Origin of the sequence: Tatumella saanichensis (assembly GCF_000439375.1) — a bacterium.
Lineage (GTDB): Bacteria > Pseudomonadota > Gammaproteobacteria > Enterobacterales > Enterobacteriaceae > Tatumella > Tatumella saanichensis.
Genome location: NZ_ATMI01000035.1, coordinates 92,084 through 113,409 on the forward strand (window position 1 = coordinate 92,084; position 21,326 = coordinate 113,409).

18 protein-coding genes and 2 tRNA genes are annotated in these 21,326 nt (G+C 51.8%); 18 read left to right on the top strand and 2 right to left on the bottom strand.

Annotated elements, in window-relative coordinates; translation table 11 throughout:
* The first annotated feature begins 136 nt into the window (after nucleotides 1-136).
* Nucleotides 137-2,446, top strand: a complete 2,310-nt coding sequence (locus DW47_RS0110110; protein ID WP_071846637.1) for a TonB-dependent siderophore receptor — start codon at nucleotides 137-139, stop codon at nucleotides 2,444-2,446.
* Nucleotides 2,447-2,517: 71 nt separating this feature from the next.
* On the opposite strand, the gene dacB is transcribed toward DW47_RS0110110, so the two are convergent.
* Nucleotides 2,518-3,954 carry a serine-type D-Ala-D-Ala carboxypeptidase gene (gene dacB, locus DW47_RS0110115; protein ID WP_029686322.1) on the bottom strand — a complete coding sequence of 479 codons (1,437 nt, stop codon included), beginning with the start codon at nucleotides 3,952-3,954 and terminating at the stop codon, nucleotides 2,518-2,520.
* 242 nt (nucleotides 3,955-4,196) lie between these two features.
* Between dacB and greA the strand changes: the two genes are divergently transcribed.
* Entirely contained in the window at nucleotides 4,197-4,673 is a 477-nt protein-coding gene (greA, locus tag DW47_RS0110120) for a transcription elongation factor GreA (protein ID WP_029686323.1), read from the top strand.
* A 203-nt stretch (nucleotides 4,674-4,876) separates the two neighbouring features.
* Here the strand turns inward: greA and yhbY are convergent, their stop codons facing one another.
* Nucleotides 4,877-5,170 carry a ribosome assembly RNA-binding protein YhbY gene (yhbY, locus tag DW47_RS0110125; protein ID WP_029686324.1) on the bottom strand — a complete coding sequence of 98 codons (294 nt, stop codon included), beginning with the start codon at nucleotides 5,168-5,170 and terminating at the stop codon, nucleotides 4,877-4,879.
* A gap of 125 nt (nucleotides 5,171-5,295) precedes the next feature.
* Here yhbY and rlmE point away from each other — a divergent pair, with 125 nt between their 5' ends.
* From rlmE to yrbN, 16 genes are all read left to right on the top strand, one after another.
* Complete coding sequence (rlmE, locus tag DW47_RS0110130; RefSeq protein WP_029686325.1) at nucleotides 5,296-5,925, top strand: 23S rRNA (uridine(2552)-2'-O)-methyltransferase RlmE; 630 nt, start codon at nucleotides 5,296-5,298, stop codon at nucleotides 5,923-5,925.
* Between the two features lie 55 nt (nucleotides 5,926-5,980).
* Nucleotides 5,981-7,903 carry an ATP-dependent zinc metalloprotease FtsH gene (gene ftsH / locus DW47_RS0110135; RefSeq protein WP_029686326.1) on the top strand — a complete coding sequence of 641 codons (1,923 nt, stop codon included), beginning with the start codon at nucleotides 5,981-5,983 and terminating at the stop codon, nucleotides 7,901-7,903.
* Nucleotides 7,904-8,006: 103 nt separating this feature from the next.
* Nucleotides 8,007-8,840 (top strand): dihydropteroate synthase, encoded by an 834-nt coding sequence (folP, locus tag DW47_RS0110140; RefSeq protein WP_029686327.1) that lies wholly within the window; start codon nucleotides 8,007-8,009, stop codon nucleotides 8,838-8,840.
* Between the two features lie 4 nt (nucleotides 8,841-8,844).
* Nucleotides 8,845-10,179 carry a phosphoglucosamine mutase gene (gene glmM / locus DW47_RS0110145; protein WP_029686328.1) on the top strand — a complete coding sequence of 445 codons (1,335 nt, stop codon included), beginning with the start codon at nucleotides 8,845-8,847 and terminating at the stop codon, nucleotides 10,177-10,179.
* Nucleotides 10,180-10,416: 237 nt separating this feature from the next.
* Complete coding sequence (gene secG / locus DW47_RS0110150; protein ID WP_029686329.1) at nucleotides 10,417-10,752, top strand: preprotein translocase subunit SecG; 336 nt, start codon at nucleotides 10,417-10,419, stop codon at nucleotides 10,750-10,752.
* Nucleotides 10,753-10,811: 59 nt separating this feature from the next.
* A tRNA-Leu gene (locus tag DW47_RS0110155) sits at nucleotides 10,812-10,898 on the top strand.
* 57 nt (nucleotides 10,899-10,955) lie between these two features.
* Nucleotides 10,956-11,032, top strand: a tRNA-Met gene (locus DW47_RS0110160).
* A 200-nt stretch (nucleotides 11,033-11,232) separates the two neighbouring features.
* The gene (rimP, locus tag DW47_RS0110165; protein ID WP_029686330.1) at nucleotides 11,233-11,685 is read left to right on the top strand and encodes a ribosome maturation factor RimP; all 453 of its coding nucleotides are present in this window, start codon (nucleotides 11,233-11,235) and stop codon (nucleotides 11,683-11,685) included.
* A gap of 24 nt (nucleotides 11,686-11,709) precedes the next feature.
* A complete protein-coding gene (gene nusA / locus DW47_RS0110170; RefSeq protein WP_029686331.1) occupies nucleotides 11,710-13,215 on the top strand; it encodes a transcription termination factor NusA in 1,506 nt (501 codons plus the stop codon).
* Between the two features lie 18 nt (nucleotides 13,216-13,233).
* Nucleotides 13,234-15,930 (top strand): translation initiation factor IF-2, encoded by a 2,697-nt coding sequence (infB, locus tag DW47_RS0110175; RefSeq protein WP_029686332.1) that lies wholly within the window; start codon nucleotides 13,234-13,236, stop codon nucleotides 15,928-15,930.
* 65 nt (nucleotides 15,931-15,995) lie between these two features.
* Nucleotides 15,996-16,400: a 30S ribosome-binding factor RbfA gene (rbfA, locus tag DW47_RS0110180; RefSeq protein ID WP_029686333.1), complete on the top strand. Its 405-nt coding sequence runs from the start codon at nucleotides 15,996-15,998 to the stop codon at nucleotides 16,398-16,400.
* Complete coding sequence (gene truB, locus DW47_RS0110185) at nucleotides 16,400-17,341, top strand: tRNA pseudouridine(55) synthase TruB (RefSeq protein ID WP_029686334.1); 942 nt, start codon at nucleotides 16,400-16,402, stop codon at nucleotides 17,339-17,341. The genes rbfA and truB overlap by 1 nt, the downstream gene beginning before the upstream one ends.
* Before the next feature lie 105 nt (nucleotides 17,342-17,446).
* Nucleotides 17,447-17,716, top strand: a complete 270-nt coding sequence (rpsO, locus tag DW47_RS0110190) for a 30S ribosomal protein S15 (protein ID WP_029686335.1) — start codon at nucleotides 17,447-17,449, stop codon at nucleotides 17,714-17,716.
* A 313-nt stretch (nucleotides 17,717-18,029) separates the two neighbouring features.
* A complete protein-coding gene (gene pnp / locus DW47_RS0110200) occupies nucleotides 18,030-20,162 on the top strand; it encodes a polyribonucleotide nucleotidyltransferase (protein ID WP_029686336.1) in 2,133 nt (710 codons plus the stop codon).
* 117 nt (nucleotides 20,163-20,279) lie between these two features.
* Nucleotides 20,280-21,167, top strand: a complete 888-nt coding sequence (gene nlpI / locus DW47_RS0110205; RefSeq protein ID WP_029686337.1) for a lipoprotein NlpI — start codon at nucleotides 20,280-20,282, stop codon at nucleotides 21,165-21,167.
* Nucleotides 21,168-21,269: 102 nt separating this feature from the next.
* Nucleotides 21,270-21,326 carry a protein YrbN gene (yrbN, locus tag DW47_RS17885; protein ID WP_111678723.1) on the top strand — a complete coding sequence of 19 codons (57 nt, stop codon included), beginning with the start codon at nucleotides 21,270-21,272 and terminating at the stop codon, nucleotides 21,324-21,326.

The window sequence follows — 21,326 nt, forward strand, 5'->3', positions numbered from 1 at the left end:
CCTCAGCCCACGAACATACCGTGCTGTGACCGGCGCAGCGTTGACTCTCCGGCAATCCACAGACCCTGAACCTCTGGTGGCTTAACAAACGACCCCTCTTTCCGGGCATCCAATGAGAGAGGGCAGGATCATGATAATGAAAAAACTTTCCCGTCTTTCTGCAGCGATTTGTCTTGAATTATTCTTCCTCTCCGCGCAGGCAGGTGCCGCCGGCACCACCTCCACGGACAATACTGCCAGTGATCAGCCGCAGGTCAGTGGTGAGCAAAAAGCCAGTGCCGCCGACACTGACAGTGGGACTCTGGTGGTGACCGCTCGTCAGCAAAACTTGCAGGCACCCGGTGTCTCGACCATTACCGCTGATGAGATCCGTAAAAATCCCCCCGCCCGTGATGTCTCTGAGGTGATCCGTAAGATGCCTGGCGTCAACCTAACCGGTAACTCGACCAGTGGTCAGCGCGGCAATAACCGTCAGGTGGATATCCGAGGAATGGGGCCGGAAAATACCCTGATCCTTATCGACGGCAAACCGGTCTCCAGCCGTAACTCGGTTCGTTTTGGCTGGCGTGGTGAGCGGGATACCCGTGGCGACACCAACTGGGTGCCACCGGAGATGATTGAGCGTATTGAAGTGATCCGCGGCCCGGCGGCGGTCCGTTATGGTAACGGTGCGATGGGCGGAGTGGTAAATATTGTCACTAAACAGGCGACCAATCAGTGGCACGGTTCTTGGAACACCTATTTGAATGCGCCGCAGCATAAATCTGAAGGTTCAACCAAGCGAACCAACTTTAGCCTGATGGGACCGGTCGCCGATAACCTGACCCTCAGCCTGTGGGGGAATTTGGATAAAACCCAAGCCGATGCGTGGGACATTAACAAAGACCATGCCGCGGATCGTACTGGCAGTTATGCTGGCAGTTTTCCCGCCGGTCGGGAAGGGGTGATCAATAAGGATCTACACGGCAAACTGAACTGGGAATTTGCACACAACCAGCATTTGGAGTTTGAGGCGGGCACGAGTCGTCAGGGCAACCTCTATGCCGGTGACACGCAAAATACCAATACCTCTTCCTATGTCAAAGAGATGTACGGCAAGGAGACCAATCGCATCTATCGTCAGGATTATGCGCTGACCTGGACCGGGGTCTGGGATAACGGCATCAGCACTAACACCTATGCGCAGTATGAGCGTACCCGTAACTCACGGATCACCGAAGGACTGGCCGGTGGAACCGAGGGGATCTTTAATACCAATGCAGGTTTCTCGGATATCGATCTCAGTGATGTACTGCTGCACAGTGAAGTCAGTATTCCGTTTACCCTTGGAGTGGAGCAGAACCTGACGCTGGGCACGGAATGGAATCAGCAGAAGATGAAAGACGGGGTCTCTATCGGTCAGTCCCTGACTGGCAGCAATACTGGTGGAGCGATCGACGGTACCAGCAGCAGCGGGCGCGACCCTTATAGCAGTGCGGAGATTTTCTCACTGTTTGCCGAAGATAATATCGACTTGACTGACAGTACTGTGCTGACCCCGGCGCTACGTTTTGATCATCACTCCATTGCCGGTAATAACTGGAGCCCATCACTGAATCTGTCACAGCACCTGACCGATACGCTAACCTTAAAGATGGGGATTGGCCGAGCCTACAAAGCGCCGAATCTTTATCAGACCAACCCGAACTATATCCTCTATAGCAAGGGACAAGGCTGCTACGGTTCGACCTCAACTGGGTGTTATTTAATGGGGAATGATAACCTCAGTGCCGAAACGAGCGTCAATAAAGAGATCGGTCTTGAGTATAAAAATGATAGTGGATTGCAAGCCGGTGTGACCTGGTTCCGTAATGACTATCGTAATAAAATTGAGGCCGGTTACACCGCGCTAAGCACTAATGCTTCGGGTACCCGCATCTACCAATGGGAGAACGTGCCGAAAGCCGTAGTCGAAGGGCTGGAAGGCACACTGAATATTCCAATTACTGACACGGTGAACTGGAATAACAACATGACTTGGATGTTGCAGAGTAAAAACAAAACCACCGGTGATCGTCTGTCGATTATTCCGCAGTTCACCCTCAACTCCGGCGTCAGCTGGCAGGCCCGTGAGGACCTCTCTCTGCAAACGACCTTAACCTGGTATGGCCGCCAGAAACCAAAGCGTCTTGACTACCAGGGCAATGTAGTCAGTTATCCGGACACCCGCGAAGTCAGTCCGTACAGTATTATCGGTGCTAGCGCCACCTGGGATGCGACCAAAAATGTCAGTATCACTGCCGGCATCGATAACCTGTTTGATAAGCGCCACTTCCGTGAAGGTAACTCGCAGACCACTGGGACAATTAACGGTGCTGGTGTCAGTAGCTATCTGTATGGTGCTGGGGCAAATACCTACAATGAGTCGGGTCGCACCTTCTATATGAGCCTCAATACTCGCTTCTAATTCACGTATTGTGGGTATAAAAAAAGCCGCCCGCGGAGAATGACCGGGGGCGGCTGTATCACGCTCAGTATTTAGTACTGCTGATAGAGATCGCGGTAGACGCGGCTCTCATAACGAACCAGCGGTACACGGCGGGTACGCATATCCTGCGGCGGTACTGCGTAACCGGACAGGTACTGCACAAAGGCGACTCGGCTGCCACTGGCGGTAGTCAGGAAACCGGCTAGGTTATACACGCCTTGCAGAGACCCGGTTTTGGCCGACAGCTTGCCGTCTACGCCAGCTTCATGCAGACCGCCACGGTATTGCAGGGTGCCGTCATGGCCGGACAGCGGTAACATACTGATAAAATCCAAGGTACTGTCGTTTTTACCGATGTACTGTAGGGCCTGCATCATGGTCGCTGGAGAGACCAGGTCATGACGTGACAGACCGGAGCCGTCCATCTGCACGCTATTGCCGAGGTCGATACCGGCTTTCTCTTTCAGGATCCGACGTACCGCATCGGAGCCCGCACGATAGGTACCTGGTACGTTAAAATAGTGGTGGCCAATGGTGCGGAAAATAGTATCTGCATACATGTTGTCAGACACTTTCAGCATATGGTGCAGCAGATCGTGAAGCACCGCCGAATCATGGCTGGCCAGTACCGTCCCGGCAGGAGTAGGCTGGGTCTGGCGCAACAGATGTCCACTGTAATCAATGTCTGCCTGTTTTAGCTCATCACGTAGGATCTCTCCGGCCCATGCAGCACCGTTCTGCACGGCAAATGCCAGTGGCAGTGGATCTTTACGCTGACGCAGACAACCGGTCAGGGTATAGCGGTTCAGTTCACCAGGCACGACGTCCAGCTCACAGTACTGTCCTTCGCCGGAATTCGGCGCAATAGTTTTGACTTCGCTGAACATATGCGCCGGATAATACGAGGCGATACGGATATAGGCATTCTTGCCTGGGGTATCGGCACTGTACAGGGCGATCGAGAAACAGTTCTTATCGATAATTGCGGCCCCTGGCGGGGCATCAAAACATTCGGTCAGATCATTCCACGGCCATCCCGGGGCGGCATCATGGCTGGCAAATACCGAGGTATCGATCACCAAGTTACCGTCGATGTGAGTGATCCCCTGACGCTTCAGGCTGGCGACCATAGTCCGCAAGTCCTGGCGAGTGAAGCTTGGATCACCGGCAAAGCGGGCGATCAAATCCCCCTGTAACACACCGTTACTGATCTTGCCGTTGGTTTCAAGGGTGGTATGAAAACGGAAATCTTTGCCCAGCTCGAGCAGGGCGGCCAGTGAGGTGAAAATTTTCATGGTACTGGCTGGCAGCGCCATCTGGTCACCGTGATAATCTACCAAAGGTTGCTGCGAGCCGACTTTTTGTGCCAGAAATGCCACACTGGCCCCGGTTGGCAGATATTGTGTATATTGCTCGATGGGAATGGCAGCTTGGGCTTGTAAAGCAACAGCGAAAGTCAATCCTGATATAAGTCGTAAAAATCGCATAATCTCGGGCTAAGTGACGGAGGAAGTCGCAATACTACGTCCCCTTATAGGTCAAAGTAAACGATGACCCATAGGGAACTCCGGGGTAAAATACGTATCAAAATGAAAAATTAAGCCATGCCTGTGGCCATTTGTGCCCCGGGCAGGGTTGTTTTATTCTGAAAATAACCTGTTGCAGACGTTATCCTCTGCAGAGAGTCGTCAGGATGACACTTCCACACCTAACAGAATGAGGAGTTAAAATGAGCCAGGTTCCTATGACGCTGCGTGGCGCTGAAAAACTGCGCGTTGAGCTGGAAGAACTGAAAACCGTGAAACGCCCGCGCATCATTGCCTCAATCGCGGAAGCCCGTGAACACGGGGATTTAAAAGAAAATGCTGAGTACCATGCGGCCCGCGAAGAGCAAGGTTTCTGTGAAGGCCGTATTCAGGAAATTGAAGCCAAATTGTCCAATGCACAGATCATTGATGTCACTAAAATGCCGGCCACTGGGCGGGTGATTTTTGGCTCCACAGTGACGGTCTACAACACGGCGACTGATGAAGAATCGACTTACCGTATCGTCGGTGATGATGAGGCCGATTTTAAGCAAAATCTGATTTCTGTAAATTCACCGATGGCACGCGGATTAATCGCAAAACAGGCCGATGATGTTGCGATCATTAAAACCCCAGGTGGGGACGTAGAATATGAGATCCTTAAGGTGGAATACCTGTAATCTCTTGCTACGCTTAAATTACTTTCTGTAATCCTGATGGGAAATGTGCGGCAGGGCGAGGCGTAAAAACCGCCTGTCGCCGCGACATCCGTCTGCCGGACATGCTAACATAAGAACAAATGCAGGATTGCTAGGCACAAAAAAGGCCGCAACGCGGCCTTTTCACCCACACCGGAGCATGGCAACTTGACTGACGCTGACAGTTAGCGTGGCAGTGAAATTTTGTTCTCTTTAGAGCGACGATACAGCACTAGGACTTTGCCGATCACCTGCACTTCGCAGGCCTTGGTTTCACGAACAATAGCGTTAACGATCAGCGCTTTAGTTTCGCGATCTTCACCGGCAATTTTCACCTTGATCAGTTCATGGTGTTCCAATGCGTTTTCGATTTCCGCCAGAACACCTTCAGTCAGGCCGTTGTTGCCCAGCATGACAACCGGTTTCAGGGGATGGGCCAGACCTTTTAGGTGCTGTTTTTGTTTGGTACTCAGATTCATCGTATTATTTACTTCGTCAGGGATTGAAAACGGGTCATTCTACCGCCATCTCTGGTATATCGCCAAATCAACACGACACTTTCGTGATGATTTCTCGCGACGTTGTGGAATTCATTGGAAAAATTATGACCGGTAAAAAGCGTTCGGCCAGTTCAAGTCGCTGGCTTCAGGAACACTTTAGCGATAAGTATGTGCAACAGGCACAAAAAAAAGGGCTGCGTTCCCGCGCCTGGTTTAAGCTGGATGAAATTCAGCAGGGCGACAGACTTTTCAAGCCCGGTATGACCGTGGTGGATCTCGGGGCAGCTCCCGGAGGCTGGTCACAGTATGCGGTACAGCAAATCGGGGCGAAAGGGCGCATTATTGCTTGCGACCTGCTACCGATGGACCCTATTGTAGGCGTGGACTTCCTCCAAGGCGACTTCCGTGATGAGGCAGTACTGGCTGCGTTAATGGAACGGGTTGGTGATAATAAAGTTCAGGTCGTCATGTCTGATATGGCACCGAATATGAGCGGTACTCCGGCAGTGGACATTCCACGTTCGATGTATCTGGTAGAACTGGCGTTAGATATGTGTCGGGATATCCTTGCGCCGGGCGGTAGTTTTGTAGTGAAAGTGTTTCAGGGAGATGGCTTCGAGGAATACCTGCGGGAAATTCGCTCCCTGTTTACGAAAGTGAAAATCAGGAAGCCTGACGCTTCACGTTCACGTTCACGTGAAGTGTACATTGTAGCGACTGGGCGCAAACTATAGTACCCTACGCTGTCTGTTAACATCGTTGTAATATGAGGTTAATCCCTTGAGTGACATGGCGAAAAACCTGATCCTCTGGCTAGTCATCGCAGTTGTGCTGATGTCAGTATTCCAGAGCTTTGGGCCCAGCGAGTCGAATGGCAAGAGGGTTGATTATTCAACTTTCCTGTCGGAAGTGAACCAGGATCAGGTCCGCGAGGCACGTATTAACGGGCGTGAAATTGACGTAATCAAAAAAGACAGTGGTAAATATACGACTTATATCCCTGTCAACGATCCCAAGTTGCTCGACAACCTGCTGACCAAAAACGTGAAAGTTGTGGGTGAACCACCTGAAGAGCCAAGTCTGCTGACTTCAATCTTCATCTCTTGGTTCCCGATGCTATTACTGATTGGTGTGTGGATCTTCTTTATGCGCCAGATGCAAGGCGGTGGCGGTAAAGGCGCAATGTCGTTCGGTAAGAGCAAAGCACGTATGCTCACCGAAGACCAGATCAAAACGACCTTTGCTGACGTTGCTGGCTGTGACGAAGCGAAGGAAGAAGTCAGTGAACTGGTTGAATACCTGCGTGAGCCGAGCCGTTTCCAGAAACTGGGCGGTAAAATTCCAAAAGGCGTACTGATGGTAGGCCCTCCGGGGACCGGTAAAACTCTACTGGCAAAAGCGATTGCCGGTGAAGCCAAAGTACCGTTCTTTACCATTTCCGGTTCTGACTTCGTTGAAATGTTTGTCGGTGTGGGGGCTTCCCGTGTCCGTGACATGTTTGAACAGGCGAAGAAATCGGCACCGTGCATCATCTTTATTGATGAGATCGATGCGGTCGGCCGTCAGCGTGGTGCGGGTCTGGGCGGTGGTCACGATGAACGTGAACAGACGCTGAACCAGATGTTGGTTGAGATGGATGGTTTTGAAGGTAACGAAGGTATTATCGTTATCGCTGCGACAAACCGTCCGGATGTCCTGGACCCTGCATTACTGCGTCCGGGCCGTTTCGACCGTCAAGTGGTGGTTGGTTTGCCGGATGTTCGTGGTCGTGAGCAGATCCTCAAAGTCCATATGCGTCGTGTGCCATTAGCGACCGATATTAATGCAGCCATCATCGCCCGTGGGACGCCTGGCTTCTCCGGTGCAGATTTAGCTAACCTGGTCAACGAAGCAGCCCTGTTTGCTGCGCGTAGCAACAAGCGTGTGGTGTCGATGGTTGAGTTCGAGAAAGCCAAAGACAAGATCATGATGGGTGCTGAGCGCCGTTCTATGGTGATGACCGAAGCTCAGAAAGAGTCAACGGCTTACCACGAAGCAGGCCATGCCATCATTGGTCGCCTGGTTCCGGAACATGATCCGGTGCATAAAGTCACCATCATTCCACGTGGACGTGCGCTGGGTGTGACCTTCTTCCTGCCGGAAGGAGACGCGATCAGTGCCAGCCGTCAGAAACTGGAAAGTCAAATTTCCACCCTGTACGGTGGCCGTTTGGCGGAAGAGATCATCTACGGTGTAGAACATGTTTCAACGGGGGCTTCTAACGACATTAAAGTCGCGACTAACCTGGCACGTAACATGGTCACCCAGTGGGGCTTCTCGGAGAAATTAGGTCCACTGCTGTATGCAGAGGAAGAAGGCGAAGTGTTCCTGGGTCGTTCTGTGGCCAAAGCGAAACACATGTCAGATGAAACGGCACGCATTATCGACCAGGAAATCAAACACCTGATCGACAGCAACTATCAACGGGCTCGTACACTGCTGAATGAAAACATGGATATTCTCCATGCGATGAAAGATGCACTGATGAAGTACGAAACTATTGATGCGCCGCAGATTGATGACCTGATGGCTCGCCGCGAAGTGCGTGCACCGGCAGGCTGGGAAGAGCCAAAAAATACCGGTTCTTCTGACAGCAGCAACGGTACGCCACCTCCTGAAGCGCCGCGTCCTGTTGATGATCCGCGCTCTGAGGAGCCAGGCAGCACAATGTAATGTGTGAATCATTCGATAAATAAGATGATTTCGCGTTAAAATGAAACCCCGGCCTGTCCGGGGTTTTTTTTATTGTTTTTTTGCCGCAGGGAGACGCTGTCTGATGAAGCTGTACGCCAGGGAAACCGAACTGGATCTTTCCTTCCCGCACGTAATGGGTATCCTTAATGTGACGCCGGACTCGTTCTCCGATGGCGGCAGCCACACTTCACTCACCGAGGCGATCACTCATACCAATGAGATGGTGATGGCCGGTGCGACCATTATTGATGTTGGGGGCGAATCGACCCGGCCAGGTGCTGCCGAGGTCAGCGTCGAAGAAGAACTGTCACGGGTGATCCCGGTGGTACGCGAAATTGCTCGCCGCTTCGAGGTCTGGATTTCCGTGGATACTTCCCGTCCAGAAGTGATGCGCGAAGCGGCCGCGGCGGGAGCACACTTGATCAATGATGTTCGTGCACTGCAACTACCCGGTGCTGTGGAGGCTGCCGCAGAGACAAGGTTACCGGTGTGTCTGATGCATATGCAGGGTGAACCGGAAACCATGCAGAATGCCCCGGGGTATCAAGACCTGATTGCGGACATTGACCAGTTTTTTACCCAGCATATTGAGCGCTGCCTGGCTGCGGGCATTAAAAGAGAAAATCTATTACTCGACCCCGGCTTCGGATTCGGTAAAGCCCTTGCGCACAACTATCAGTTACTGGCCCATCTGGCCCATTTCCACCATTTCGACCTGCCGTTGCTGGTCGGGATGTCCCGTAAATCGATGATTGGACAACTGCTTAATGTCGGGCCTTCACAGCGTCTGAGTGGTAGCCTGGCCTGTGCGGTAATCGCCGCCATGCAGGGTGCGCAGATCGTCCGTGTCCACGATGTTAAAGAAACCGTTGAGGCGATGCGGATTGCAGAAGCCACTTTAAGAGCGAAAGGATAAGATTATGAGTGAGCGTAAATATTTCGGCACCGATGGTATTCGCGGCAAAGTCGGTGAAGCGCCGATTACGCCGGACTTTGTATTACGCCTTGGCTGGGCGGCCGGTAAGGTGTTGGCCCGCCACGGTTCCAAGCAGATCATTATCGGTAAAGATACTCGTATTTCCGGTTATATGCTGGAGTCAGCCTTAGAAGCCGGACTGGCTGCCGCAGGATTGTCGGCTGCCTTCACTGGCCCGATGCCGACCCCTGCGATTGCGTACCTGACCCGAGCTTTCCGCGCCGAGGCCGGAATTGTCATCTCAGCCTCCCACAACCCGTTTGATGATAACGGCATCAAGTTTTTCTCCACCGAAGGCACTAAACTGCCGGATGACGTTGAAGCGGCTATCGAACAGGAGATGGATAAAACCATCACCTGTGTCCCTTCTGCGGAATTAGGGCGTGCCAGTCGCATTGTTGATGCTGCTGGCCGCTATATTGAGTTCTGTAAAAGCACTTTCCCTAGTGAATTGAACCTGAATGGTCTGAAAATCGTGGTAGATTGTGCCAACGGTGCCACCTATCACATCGCTCCGAACGTACTGCGTGAACTTGGCGCCGAAGTGATCACCATCGCTGCTCAGCCAGACGGTATGAACATCAACAAAGAGTGTGGCGCGACCGACCTGCGTCTGTTGCAAAAGCGGGTGCTGGACGAAAAAGCACAGCTTGGGATTGCTTATGACGGTGATGGCGACCGTATCATGATGGTCGACCACGAAGGCAACAAGGTTGATGGTGATCAGATCCTCTATATCATCGCTCGTGAAAAACTGCGTCAGGGTAAACTGCGCGGCGGGGTAGTGGGCACCTTGATGAGCAATATCGGTTTGGAACTGGCTCTAAAGCAACTGAGTATCCCGTTTGCCCGTGCCAAAGTAGGTGACCGCTATGTACTGGAAAAACTGCAAGAAAAAGGTTGGCAATTGGGGGCCGAGAATTCTGGCCACATTATTTTGCTGGATAAAACCACCACCGGTGACGGCATCGTCGCGGGATTACAGGTATTGACCGCCATGGTGCGTAATCATATGTCACTGCATGATCTGTGTAGCGGCATGAAATTACTGCCACAAGTACTGGTCAATGTCCGCTTTAGCGGTGAGTCCGATCCGTTAGTATCAGATCAGGTCAAAGCGGTGACGGCGGAAGTCGAAGCTGAACTGGGCAGTCGTGGTCGTGTACTGCTGCGTAAATCGGGGACAGAGCCGTTAATCCGCGTGATGGTGGAAGGGGAAGATCATACTCAGGTTACCGCGTTGGCTAACCGTATTGCCGAGGTGGTGAAAGCCGTCTAAGCCAGCATTGAGAGCGGTGAAATGACGTCACGGCTCCCAATGTGCAGTTCGGGTGGTGGCGATAAAAACGGCGGAGTGCTGCTTTTATCGCCAAACGCAATGGGTGAAGAAAAATGCTCTTGCAGAGCGTGTCGCCTTTGGTTAGTATTCAGACCCGCTTCTGATGGGGAATGTTTTTCTCATTGGCGCAAGGTGAAGTTTTAACTGTACGGTCGCGTACAAGGAAACAGGTCTATTATGTACGATGCTCTCTTAGTTGTTTTCATTCTGATTGCGATTGCCCTTATTGCTATGGTTATGCTGCAGCAAGGCAAAGGCGCTGATATGGGAGCATCTTTCGGTGCAGGTGCGTCTGGTACACTGTTTGGTTCTACTGGGTCAGGTAACTTTATGACTCGGACAACCGGCATCCTGGCTGCATTATTTTTCGTCATGAGCCTGATCCTTGGCAACCTGAACACCAATAAAACCGCCAAAGGAAGCGAGTGGGAAAATCTGAGTGCCCCTGCACAGTCTCAACAGACTCAGCAGCCGGCCAAGCCAGCAGCACCAGGTAACGATATCCCGCAGTAAGGCAGTACCCAGCAGTAACCAAACTTTCGACAAAGGATCTCTCCGGCGTCTTAAGCAGTACCGAGGTGGTGGAATTGGTAGACACGCTACCTTGAGGTGGTAGTGCCCGATTGGGCTTACGGGTTCAAGTCCCGTCCTCGGTACCAGTTCATTATAACTTGCATTTTCTGCATGTTCGGCGTAAAATTCGCCACGTTTTCGGACGCGGGGTGGAGCAGCCTGGTAGCTCGTCGGGCTCATAACCCGAAGGTCGTCGGTTCAAATCCGGCCCCCGCAACCACTTTCCCTTAGAGTTCTTTTCAAAAGTTCAGCAGGTTCCTGTTTTCACCTGGTTTTGAAAAAAATTCTTTTGGTATGTGTTTGTCGCGTTGCGGCAACACAGGGTCCAGTGATAAAAAGCCCCGAATTTTCGGGGTTTTTTGTTATCAGGTAATCGTGATTTTGGGCTATAGGCCCTTTTTTTATGTCTTGGGGGTGGGCTTGTCCACATTAGAGCAAAAATTAACAGATTTAATCACCGCTCCGGTAGAAGCGCTGGGCTACGAACTGGTCGGTATCGAGTTCGTTCGGGGTCGTACATCCACCCTGCGTATCTACATCGACAGTGAAGATGGCATCAATGTTGATGATTGTGCTGATGTCAGCCGCCAGGTAAGCGCAGTGATGGATGTCGAAGATCCCATTACTGTGGCTTACAACCTTGAAGTTTCATCACCGGGTCTAGAAAGACCACTGTTTACTGTTGAGCATTATCAGCGTTTTATGGGTGATGAAGTCAGTCTGGTATTAAGGATTGCGGTTCAAAACCGCCGTAAATGGCAGGGCATCATTAAAGCCGTGGAAGGTGAAATGGTGACCGTTACCGTCGAAGGTCATGATGAAGTGTTCGCACTGAGTAATATTCAGAAAGCGAATCTGGTCCCCCATTTTTAAACGTCCGGATTGAGGCTAACCAGGATGAACAAAGAAATCTTAGCGGTTGTAGAGGCCGTTTCTAACGAGAAATCACTGCCGCGCGAAAAAATTTTTGAAGCGCTGGAAACTGCGCTGGCGACCGCCACCAAGAAAAAATACGAGCAAGAAATTGATGTTCGTGTCTGTATCGACCGTAAAAGCGGTGACTTCGATACCTTCCGTCGCTGGATGGTGGTTGAGGAAGTGACTCAGCCGACCCGCGAAATTACACTGGACGCGGCGAAGTTCGAAGATGAAAACCTCAATCTGGGCGATTTTGTTGAAGACCAGATTGAATCTGTTACCTTCGACCGTATCACTACCCAAACGGCAAAACAGGTTATCGTCCAGAAAGTTCGTGAAGCTGAACGCGCCATGGTGGTTGATCAGTTCCGCGAGCAGGAAGGCGAAATTATCACCGGTGTAGTCAAGAAAGTTAACCGTGATAACATTTCACTGGAAGTGCGTCCGACGGACGGTTCTGCCACCAGTGCAGAAGCGGTAATTATCCGTGAAGATATGCTGCCACGTGAAAACTTCCGTCCCGGTGACCGTATCCGCGGTATCCTGTACGCAGTGCGTCCAGAAGCCCGTGGTGCGCAGCTGTTTGTCAGCCGTTCCAAGCCTGAAATGCTGAAAGAACTGTTCCGCATTGAAGTGCCGGAAATTGGCGAAGAAGTGATTGAAATTAAAGGTGCGGCCCGTGATCCGGGTTCTCGTGCCAAAATTGCAGTAAAAACCAATGACAAACGTATCGACCCGGTAGGGGCCTGTGTAGGGATGCGCGGCGCTCGTGTGCAGGCCGTTTCCAGCGAGCTGGGCGGTGAGCGTATCGATATCGTGCTGTGGGATGATAATCCAGCACAGTTTGTGATTAATGCCATGGCCCCTGCTGATGTTGCGTCTATCGTCGTTGATGAAGACAATCACACCATGGATATCGCTGTTGAAGCCGGTAACTTGGCTCAGGCGATTGGCCGTAATGGCCAGAACGTACGTTTAGCCTCACAGTTGAGTGGCTGGGAACTAAACGTGATGACCGTTGATGATCTGCAGGCTAAGCATCAGGCAGAAGCGCATGCAGCCATCGATACGTTCACCAAACACCTCGATATTGACGAGGAGTTTGCAACGGTACTGGTAGAAGAAGGGTTCTCTACTCTGGAAGAACTGGCTTATGTGCCGGTCAACGAGCTGCTGGAAATTGACGGGCTCGACGAAGAAATGGTAGAGGCTCTGCGTGAACGAGCTAAAAATGCGTTGACCACCCTGGCGTTGGCGAAAGAAGAGAGCCTAGGTAACCAGAAACCTGCGGATGACCTACTGGCGCTGCAAGGTGTGGATAAAGACCTGGCCTATCGTCTGGCAGCCAAAGGCGTCTGCACTCTGGAAGATCTGGCTGAACAGGGTATCGACGACCTGGTAGATATTGAAGGGCTCTCTGCGGAGAAGGCCGGTGAGCTGATTATGGCTGCACGTAATATCTGCTGGTTTGGCGGCGACGCATAACTAACAGGAAGGAACAGCATGACTGATGTAACTGTAAAATCGTTAGCTGCAGAAATTGAGACTTCGGTTGATCGTCTGGTACAGCAACTGGCTGATGCAGGGATCACGAAATCTGAAAATGATTCTGTGACAGAAAAGGAAAAACAGGCCTTACTGTCTCACTTGAATCGTGGTCACGGTAACCAGGATTCAGGTAAACTGACCCTGCAACGTAAAACCCGTAGCACCTTGAATATTCCGAGTACCGGCGGTAAAAGTAAATCGGTGCAAATTGAAGTCCGCAAAAAGCGTACCTATGTGAAAGACGATGCCGAGGCTCAGCGCCAGGCAGAGGCGGAAGCGCAGGCACAGCGTGAAGCGGAAGAGGCGGCCCGTCGTGAGGCTGAAGAAGTAGCCAAGCGCGCGGCCGAAGAAAAAGCGAAGCGTGAAGCCGAAGAAAAAGCGAAGCGTGAGGCGGATGAGAAAGCCAAACGTGAAGCTGCGGAAACAAAAACAGTGACAAACCAACAAAAGAACGATATGACCCAGGCAGCGCCATCAGAGAAAGCCCGTCGCGAAGCAGAAGCCGCTGAGCTGAAGCGTAAGACGGAAGAAGAAGCGCGTCGTAAGCTGGAAGAAGACGCCAAGCGTGTCGCCGAAGAAGCCCGTCGTTTGGCGGAAGAGAAAGGCGAAGAGTGGCAGAAACCAGCCGAAAGCGAAGATTCTTCTGACTATCACGTGACCACCTCTCAGCATGCCCGTCAGGCTGAAGATGAGAATGACCGTGAAGTTGAAGGCGGCCGTGGTCGTACCCGTACCGCTACCAAGAGCCCGAGAGCCAAAAAAGGCAACAAGCACTCTGAAGCGAAAACTGACCGTGAAGAAGCCCGCGCGGCAATCCGCGGCGGTAAAGGCGGTAAACATCGTAGAGGTAGCACCCTGCAGCAAGGCTTTAACAAGCCAGCACAGGTGGTTAACCGTGATGTGGTGATCGGCGAAACCGTCACCGTCGCGGAACTGGCCAACAAAATGGCGGTTAAAGGTTCTCAGGTTATCAAAGCGATGATGAAGATGGGTGCCATGGCGACCATTAACCAAGTCATCGATCAGGAAACTGCACAGCTAGTTGCCGAAGAAATGGGCCACAAAGTCATTCTGCGTCGTGAGAACGAGCTAGAAGAAGCGGTAATGAGCGATCGTGATACCGGTGGCCATAACGAAGCGGAATCCCGTGCGCCGGTAGTGACCATTATGGGTCACGTTGACCACGGTAAAACCTCTCTGCTGGATTACATCCGTTCTGCGAAAATCGCTTCTGGCGAAGCAGGCGGCATTACTCAGCACATCGGTGCTTACCACGTCGAAACAGACACCGGTATGATCACCTTCCTGGATACCCCAGGCCACGCCGCGTTTACCGCTATGCGTGCCCGTGGTGCTCAGGCAACGGATATCGTTATCCTGGTGGTGGCAGCGGACGATGGTGTGATGCCTCAGACTATCGAAGCTATCCAGCACGCCAAAGCGGCGAATGTGCCAGTGGTTGTAGCGGTCAACAAAATCGATAAACCCGAAGCTGATCCAGATCGTGTTAAAAACGAACTCACTCAGTACGGCATCATTCCAGAAGAATGGGGTGGCGAAAACATGTTCGTCAATGTTTCTGCGAAAGCCGGTACCGGTGTTGACGATCTGCTGCAGGCTATCCTGCTGCAAGCGGAAGTCCTGGAGCTGTCTGCGGTACGTAGTGGCATGGCGAGTGGTGTGGTTATCGAATCTTTCCTCGACAAAGGCCGTGGTCCAGTTGCCACCATCTTGGTACGTGAAGGGACTCTGAACAAGGGCGATATCGTTCTCTGTGGCTTTGAGTATGGCCGTGTTCGTGCAATGCGTAACGAACTTGGTCAGGAAGTCACCGAAGCGGGTCCATCAATCCCTGTAGAAATCCTGGGGCTGTCAGGTGTTCCTGCCGCCGGTGATGAAGCTACAGTGGTCCGTGACGAGAAGAAAGCCCGTGAAGTGGCACTTTACCGTCAGGGTAAATTCCGCGAAGTGAAACTGGCGCGTCAGCAGAAATCGAAACTGGAGAACATGTTCGCGAACATGAGCGAAGGTGATGTTTCTGAACTGAACATCGTACTGAAAGCAGATGTTCAGGGTTCTGTGGAAGCGATCAGCGATTCATTACTGAAGCTGTCTACCGACGAAGTGAAAGTCAAAATTGTCGGTTCTGGCGTCGGTGGGATCACCGAGACCGATGCGACCCTGGCAGCAGCGTCTAATGCTATCGTTCTTGGTTTTAACGTCCGTGCGGATGCTTCTGCCCGTCGTGTTATCGACGCAGAAAGCCTGGACCTGCGTTACTACTCCGTCATCTATAACTTGATTGATGAAGTCAAAGCAGCGATGAGCGGTATGCTGGCACCTGAGTACAAACAGCAGATCATCGGTCTGGCTGAAGTGCGTGATGTGTTCAAATCACCGAAATTCGGCGCGATTGCAGGCTGTATGGTGACCGAAGGTGTAGTTAAACGTCACAACCCAATCCGTGTTCTGCGTGACAACGTGGTGATCTACGAAGGCGAGCTGGAATCCCTGCGTCGCTTTAAAGATGACGTTAACGAAGTCCGTAACGGCATGGAATGTGGTATCGGTGTGAAGAACTATAATGATGTTCGCACCGGCGATAATATCGAAGTGTTTGAAATCATTGAGATCAAACGGACTATCGATTAATCGGTACCAGGTGACAAAGTTTGGGAGGCCGTTGGCCTCCCGAATTATTTGAGAGGAGCAAAAAAATGGCTAAAGAATTCGGTCGTTCCCAGCGCGTTGCTCAGGAGCTGCAAAAAGAGATTGCCCTGATCATTCAGCGCGAAATCAAAGATCCACGCGTCGGAATGATGGTCACTGTTTCAAGCGTTGAGGTCTCCCGTGACTTGGCTTACGCCAAAGTGTTCGTGACCTTCCTCAATGACAAAGACGAAGATGCGGTAAAAGGCGGCGTAAAAGCCCTGCAGGATGCCTCAGGATTTATCCGTACTCTGCTGGGGAAAGCGATGCGTCTGCGTATCGTGCCGGAGCTGACCTTCTTCTACGACAACTCCCTGGTTGAAGGGATGCGCATGTCTAACTTGGTCTCCAGTGTCGTGAAACACGACAACGAACGTCGCGGTGAAGCGGCGGATGAGAGCAAGGAGGACTGATGGGACGTCCCCGTCGGCGTGGTCGTGATATTCATGGGGTGCTGTTGTTGGATAAACCCACCGGCATCTCCTCTAACGACCTGCTACAAAAAGTGAAGCGTCTGTATAACGCTAATAGGGCCGGACACACCGGTGCCCTTGATCCGTTGGCGACCGGCATGCTCCCAATCTGTTTGGGGGAGGCCACCAAGTTCTCCCGCTATCTGTTGGATTCTGATAAGCGTTATCGTGTGATTGCTCGTCTTGGACAACGTACTGATACCTCAGATTCAGATGGTAATGTGGTGGAAGAGCGTCCAGTCACTTTTTCTGATGACGTATTAGCCTCAGCACTGGATAGCTTTCGCGGTGATTTGTTGCAAGTCCCGTCGATGTTCTCGGCACTAAAACATCAGGGGCGGCCACTGTACGAATATGCCCGTCAGGGGATCACGGTAGAGCGCGAGCCTCGTCCGATTACCGTGTATGAACTCCAGTTTATCCGTCATCAGGGGGATGAGCTTGAGTTAGAGATCCACTGCTCGAAAGGGACCTATATCCGTACCATCATTGATGACCTTGGTGAGGTACTGGGCTGTGGCGCGCATGTGATTATGCTGCGCCGTGTCCAAGTGGCCCGTTACCCGGCGGAGAAGATGGTGACTCTTGAGCAGTTACAACAACTGGCTCGCCCGGATGACCAGGGACAGCCTGACAGCGCAGCGATGGACGCTTTACTGATGCCGATGGACAGTCCGGCAGCCGATTACCCGCTGGTGAATCTGCCAGAATCAGTCAGCCACTGGTTTAAGCTGGGTCAGCCAGTACAGATTGCCGGTGCACCGACTGAAGGCCTGGTGCGCGTCAGTGAAGGTGAGGCCGGAAAATTTATCGGCATGGCGGAAATCGACGATCAGGGCCGGGTCGCCCCGCGGCGTCTGGTGGTTGAATATTTCGACTGAGTTGTTTGCACTCATGACAGCCGCAGAGTAGAATGGCGCGGCTATAAAGTGGGAAGCTGAATTAGAGATCGGCGACCTGAAATCTTACAAATACTGGAGTTTATTATGTCTCTAAGCGTAGAAGCTAAAGCAGAGATCGTTGCTAAATACGGTCGTGGTACTAACGACAGTGGTTCAACTGAAGTTCAGGTTGCTCTGCTGACTGCACAGATCAGTCACCTGCAGGGTCACTTCTCTGAGCACAAGAAAGATCACCACAGCCGTCGCGGTCTGCTGCGCATGGTTTCCCAGCGTCGTAAGCTGCTGGATTACCTGAAGCGTAAAGACGTAGAGCGTTACACCAGCCTGATCGGAAGCCTGGGTCTGCGTCGCTAAGTCTGACGAGCTTTTTCCGGCGAAGAGCAATACCTCAGTATTCTGTTTCAGCTTGGAAAAAAGTTTCAGCGAGTTTCGCGAAAAGGGGGCCTTATGGCCCCTTTTTTCGGGTTAACGGCAGTATTTCTGTTGAAACTCATGTATTGTAATTGTGTGTGATCTTTATTTGCACGATTCGCGCGGCTAATGAGAAATCTTCCCCGCCGGTGGCGGTAATGAGTTTTGTCATTAGTCGCGAGGATGCACAAAAGATCAAAACCCTGAAACAGGTGCCTGATGAAAGGGCGTCTGAAAAAATCAAAGGATCTTAATTTTGCTGAATCCGATTGTACGTAAATTCCAGTATGGTCAGCATACCGTCACTCTGGAAACCGGAATGATGGCACGCCAGGCTACTGCTGCGGTAATGGCGAGCATCGACGATACCTGTGTATTCGTGACTGTTGTCGGCCAGAAAAAAACCAAACCAGGTCAGGACTTCTTCCCATTAACCGTGAACTACCAGGAGCGTACTTACGCTGCCGGTCGTATCCCGGGTAGCTTCTTCCGTCGTGAAGGCCGTCCAAGCGAAGGTGAAACCCTGATCGCTCGCCTGATTGACCGTCCGGTACGTCCACTGTTCCCGGAAGGGTTCATCAATGAAGTACAGGTAATTGCGACTGTGGTCTCTGTTAACCCACAAGTTAACCCAGATATCGTGGCGATGATCGGTGCTTCTGCGGCGCTGTCGCTGTCAGGACTGCCTTTCAACGGTCCTATCGGTGCTGCCCGTGTCGGTTATATCAACGACCAGTACGTGCTGAACCCGACCACAGACGAAATGGCCGAAAGCCGTCTGGACCTGGTGGTTGCCGGTACTGACAATGCAGTACTGATGGTTGAATCTGAAGCCGAAGTCCTGAGCGAAGAACAGATGCTGGGTGCAGTGGTATTTGGCCACGACCAACAGCAGGTTGTTATCGAAAACATTAAGTCTCTGGTCGCTGAAGCCGGCAAACCGCGTTGGGACTGGCAGCCGGAAGCCGCTAACGAAGCCCTGAACGCGCGTATTTCTGCGCTGGCAGAAAGCCGTCTGAGCGATGCTTACCGTATCACCGAAAAACAGCAACGCTACGAGCAGGTTAACCTGATCAAAAGCGAAACCATCACTGCGCTGAAAGCAGAAGATGAGAGCTTAGACGAAGGCGAAATCAGCGATCTGCTGCACGCTATTGAGAAAAACGTAGTCCGTGCCCGTATCTTGAACGGTGAACCGCGTATCGATGGCCGTGAAAAAGACATGGTTCGTGGTTTGGACGTGCGTACCGGTGTTCTGCCGCGTACCCACGGTTCTGCACTGTTTACCCGTGGTGAAACTCAGGCGCTGGTAACCGCTACCCTGGGAACTGCTCGTGATGCGCAGAACCTGGATGAGCTGATGGGCGAGAAAACCGACAGCTTCTTGTTCCACTACAACTTCCCTCCGTACTCTGTCGGTGAAACCGGCATGGTGGGTTCACCTAAGCGTCGTGAGATTGGTCACGGTCGTCTGGCGAAACGTGGTGTGCTGGCAGTCATGCCTAAACATGATGTGTTCCCATACACCGTGCGTGTGGTGTCAGAAATCACCGAATCTAACGGTTCTTCTTCGATGGCTTCTGTCTGTGGTGCTTCTCTGGCACTGATGGACGCGGGTGTACCGATCAAAGCGGCAGTTGCCGGTATTGCGATGGGTCTGGTGAAGGACGGTGAGCGTTACGTGGTTCTGTCTGACATTCTGGGTGATGAAGACCACCTGGGTGATATGGACTTTAAAGTCGCCGGTAGCCGTGACGGTGTGACTGCGCTGCAGATGGACATCAAAATCGAAGGTATCACCCGCGAAATTATGCAGGTTGCCCTGAACCAGGCTAAGGGTGCGCGTCTGCACATTCTGGGCACCATGGAACAGGCTATCAGCACACCGCGTGTTGAGATCTCTGAATTCGCTCCGCGTATTCACACCATCCGCATCAACCCGGATAAGATCAAAGACGTTATCGGTAAAGGTGGTTCAGTGATCCGTGCCCTGACCGAAGAAACCGGCACCACTATCGAAATCGAAGACGACGGCACAGTGAAAATCGCTGCAACCGACGGTGACAAAGCGAAAGAAGCTATCCGCCGTATTGAAGAAATCACTGCTGATATCGAAGTTGGTCGTATCTACAACGGTAAAGTGACTCGTATCGTTGATTTCGGTGCATTTGTGGCTATCGGTGGTGGCAAAGAAGGTCTGGTGCACATTTCTCAGATCGCGGATAAGCGTGTGGAGAAAGTCACTGACTATCTGCAGATGGGTCAGGAAGTGCCGGTTAAGGTACTGGAAGTTGACCGTCAGGGTCGCGTCCGTCTGAGCATCAAAGAAGCTGCTGAGAAACCTCAGGCTGAAGAAACAACTGCAACGAACCCAGCTGACGCTGAGTAAGCGTTGATGATTATCCCTCCCTCTGCGTCGCGGGGGGAGGGATTCATGTTATCGCGAGGGCAGGATTCCTTTGCACGGCAGGCGGATAACAGGAAGTTTGTATTCGGGAGTGGGATAATGAAGCCTTATTTGCGTGGGGGTGTCGTCGCCGCAGCATTGGTGCTGGCAGGATGCAGCAGCAACTCTGATTGGCGCCAGAACGAAGTTCTCGCCGTCCCTTTGCAACCCACCTTGCAACAGGAAGTTATCCTGGCGAGGATGGAACAAATTCTTGCCAGTCGTGCCCTGACCGATGATGAACGCGCACAGCTTTTATATGAGCGCGGAGTGTTGTATGATAGTTTAGGTTTGCGGGCACTCGCACGGAACGATTTTTCCCGAGCGTTGTCTATAAGACCAGATATGCCAGAAGTGTTTAACTATCTTGGTATATACTTTACGCAGGCAGGGAACTTTGATTCTGCCTATGAAGCGTTTGATTCTGTACTTGAGCTTGATCCAACTTACAATTATGCGCATCTGAATCGAGGTATCGCCCTCTACTACGGTGGACGATACAAGTTAGCGCAAGATGATCTGCTGGCGTTTTATCAGGACGATCCCAATGATCCGTTTCGCACGCTGTGGCTCTATCTCGACGAACGTCAGATAGACGCTAAAAAGGCGAAAGTCGCGCTGAAACAGCGTTATGACACTGCGAATAAAGATCAATGGGGATGGAATATTGTCGAGTTCTACCTGGGCGATATCAGTGAAAAAACACTGATGCAGCGCTTACAGGCAGATGCAACGGATAACACCTCGCTCGCTGAACATCTCAGTGAAACCAACTTCTATTTAGGTAAATACTACCTAAGTCTGGGGGAGAAGGATAACGCAGAAGCGTTATTCAAACTGGCGGTAGCCAACAATGTGAATAACTTTGTTGAACACCGATATGCATTGTTGGAACTGGCGGAACTTGGCCAGGCACAAGACGACCTATCAGAATCTGACCAGCAATAGCTGACGACATTTGACACCCTTTTTTCATTTCCTGTCATCCTTCGGGGTGAGGGGTGTTTTATTCGTCAAAAACTTCTAATTTGAGCCGGTTCACACTTTTCAATGAAAATAACTGAAAGTTTTCATGACGAGTTATGTAGACTGGCCGCCGTAATCTAA